Raw genomic sequence first — 2,110 nt, 5'->3', positions numbered from 1 at the left:
GATTCTTAGTCTCGCTGGAGCTCGCTAGAATGACATATTTCTTTTATTTAATAGTGACTTAAAGTAACTGCAATAAGGAGTCCTTTCTAAGATATCGTACTTGCTGAAAGTAGATTCTTAGTCTCGCTGGAGCTCGTTAGAATGACGGGTTTCTTTTATTTAATAGTAAGTTAAATTAACTGTCATTCTGAACAGCGAGGGACGAGCGTGATTCAGAATCTACTCACCGAGTGCTCCGAGTTTGAAGTAAGCTAACTTTGCTGGTGGGCCACAATAGGAAACAACTCATTAAGGAGAATGAACCATCGACAAAACACCTTGCGTTTACATCCTAACTTCAAAAAATAACTCAGTTCTCTACATTGGTGTTACTAGTCGACTGCCCCAAAGAATATGGCAGCATAAAAATGGAGTCGTTGAGGGTTTTACCAAGAAGTATCACGTTCATAAGCTCGTTTACTTTGAACTGTTCGAAGACATGGCTTTAGCCATAAACAGAGAAAAGCAGCTGAAACAATGGAAGCGTGAATGGAAGTTAGATTTAGTGAGAGAATCTAACCCTGACTTTCTCGATTTATCCAATGAGTTTTAGTAAAAATCATCCCTACCTTTCAACGCCTTCAACTCAACCACATCGGCTTTTTGAGTTGGTGCAGACTCCCCTTGTAATGCCTCTCTGAATTTCACGACCTGTTTCTGCAATTCATTCATTAATACGACATTTGTGTGGTTGGGGTTTTTGCAGTTATGAATGACTCTATCTATGTGACTTTGCTGTGCCCACAGTCGAGGTTGCATCCGTTCTGAGGCGCCTTCAATCATTTCTTTCGCCATATCATGACGAAACTGTTCAAAGGCTTCGGGATCGCGTTCTGCCATTTTTACCATTTCATCGAATGAGGGCAAAACTTGCGGTTTGTGGGTGCTTGGCATAACTATCTCCAAATCCATTGGATCTTGCTCCTAGTTACTAAAAGCTTAATCCATGTAGAAGCGGAGATAGAAGGAATGACAGTATCGTCTCACTAATAAGAGTGCATGTTCATAACAAAGTGGGAGTGAGTCGAGATATTAGGCTTGAATACGGTACACGCAGCGGCGTTGACCACTGATGATGTGCTCGGCGCGTTCGATTTTGGTTTCATTGCCGAGAAGCGATTGGAAGACGTTGAGTTCAGATTGGCACAAACTTGGGCAGCGAGTCGCGGCTTTGCAGATAGGGCAGTGGTTTTCTATCAGAATAAACCCATGCTCATCTTGTTCCAGTTCGGCCATGTAGCCTTCTTGCTCACGCAGGGTAACCAGTGTCTGTAACTTGCTCTCTAGCGAGTCGCACTGCTCAAGATGTTGTTGGTAGCTTTGTAGGGTGAGCTTCTCGCGCTCGGACGTGACTTTCTCCAATCCGTCTTTACCGAAGATATGCTCTACGGCCTCAATAAATTGAATGGTCAGTTCACCGTGGCGATCAGCAAACTGCTCATGACCTTTTTGTGTCAGAGACCAATGACGAGTTGGGCGACCAACTTTGACTTTTACATCATGAATCGACAGGACGCCGTCATCTTCTAAACCTTGCAGATGCTGACGCGCACCCATGGTTGTCATACCCAGTTCAGAAGAGAGTTGTTTCGCAGTGACAGAGCCATCACGCTTAACGATTTGCAAAATCCTATCTACGGTCTTCATATACCCACCATTTATACGTCAGTACATATTATGCTCGATAGGGTTAGTAAAGAAAAGTGTTGACTTAATTTGTGTGTGGATTTGTTGGGTCTATGCTCATGCGAACAAATATATATCGCCATTCTGAACAGCGAGGAACGAGCGTGATTCAGAATCTATTGTCTGTTTGTGCTGTGGTTTAAGGTGAGTAGGAAAGAATAAGGGGTTGCTGTGACTAGATCCTTAGTCTCGCTTGAGCTCGCTAGGATGACGAACTCTTTTGGCTTATAGCTTGATAAAGTAATCGTCATTCTGAACAACGAGGGACGAGGTGATTCAGAATCTATTGTTCGTTTGTGCTGTGGTTTAAGGTGAGTAGGAAAGAATAAGGGGTTGCTGTGACTAGATCCTTAGTCTCGCTTGAGCTCGCTAGGATGACGAACTC

3 protein-coding genes are annotated in these 2,110 nt (G+C 43.5%); 1 reads left to right on the top strand and 2 read right to left on the bottom strand.

What is annotated here, in order from left to right; all coding sequences use genetic code 11:
- Positions 1-304: 304 nt before the first annotated feature.
- Positions 305-592 (top strand): GIY-YIG nuclease family protein, encoded by a 288-nt coding sequence (locus tag GXP65_RS24845; RefSeq protein ID WP_162093948.1) that lies wholly within the window; start codon positions 305-307, stop codon positions 590-592.
- Here the strand turns inward: GXP65_RS24845 and GXP65_RS24840 are convergent.
- Both GXP65_RS24840 and GXP65_RS24835 read right to left on the bottom strand, forming a co-directional pair.
- Positions 589-951, bottom strand: coding sequence for a DUF3135 domain-containing protein (locus GXP65_RS24840; protein ID WP_162093947.1), 363 nt, complete (start codon positions 949-951; stop codon positions 589-591). The two genes, GXP65_RS24845 and GXP65_RS24840, sit on opposite strands and share 4 nt — an antisense overlap.
- 120 nt (positions 952-1,071) lie before the next feature.
- Positions 1,072-1,686, bottom strand: a complete 615-nt coding sequence (locus GXP65_RS24835) for a metalloregulator ArsR/SmtB family transcription factor (RefSeq protein ID WP_005528527.1) — start codon at positions 1,684-1,686, stop codon at positions 1,072-1,074.
- Positions 1,687-2,110 lie beyond the last annotated feature (424 nt).

Origin of the sequence: Vibrio sp. LB10LO1 (assembly GCF_010092875.1) — a bacterium.
Lineage (GTDB): Bacteria > Pseudomonadota > Gammaproteobacteria > Enterobacterales > Vibrionaceae > Vibrio > Vibrio campbellii.
The sequence above is the reverse complement of the archived record's forward strand: the minus strand, read 5'-3'. Positions and strand labels throughout refer to the sequence as shown.

Excerpts from the sequence above, each read along its gene's own strand:
- GXP65_RS24835 (WP_005528527.1), bottom strand. The coding sequence starts at position 1,686 with ATGAAGACCGTAGATAGGATTTTGCAAATCGTTAAGCGTGATGGCTCT.
- GXP65_RS24840 (WP_162093947.1), bottom strand. The coding sequence starts at position 951 with ATGGATTTGGAGATAGTTATGCCAAGCACCCACAAACCGCAAGTTTTG.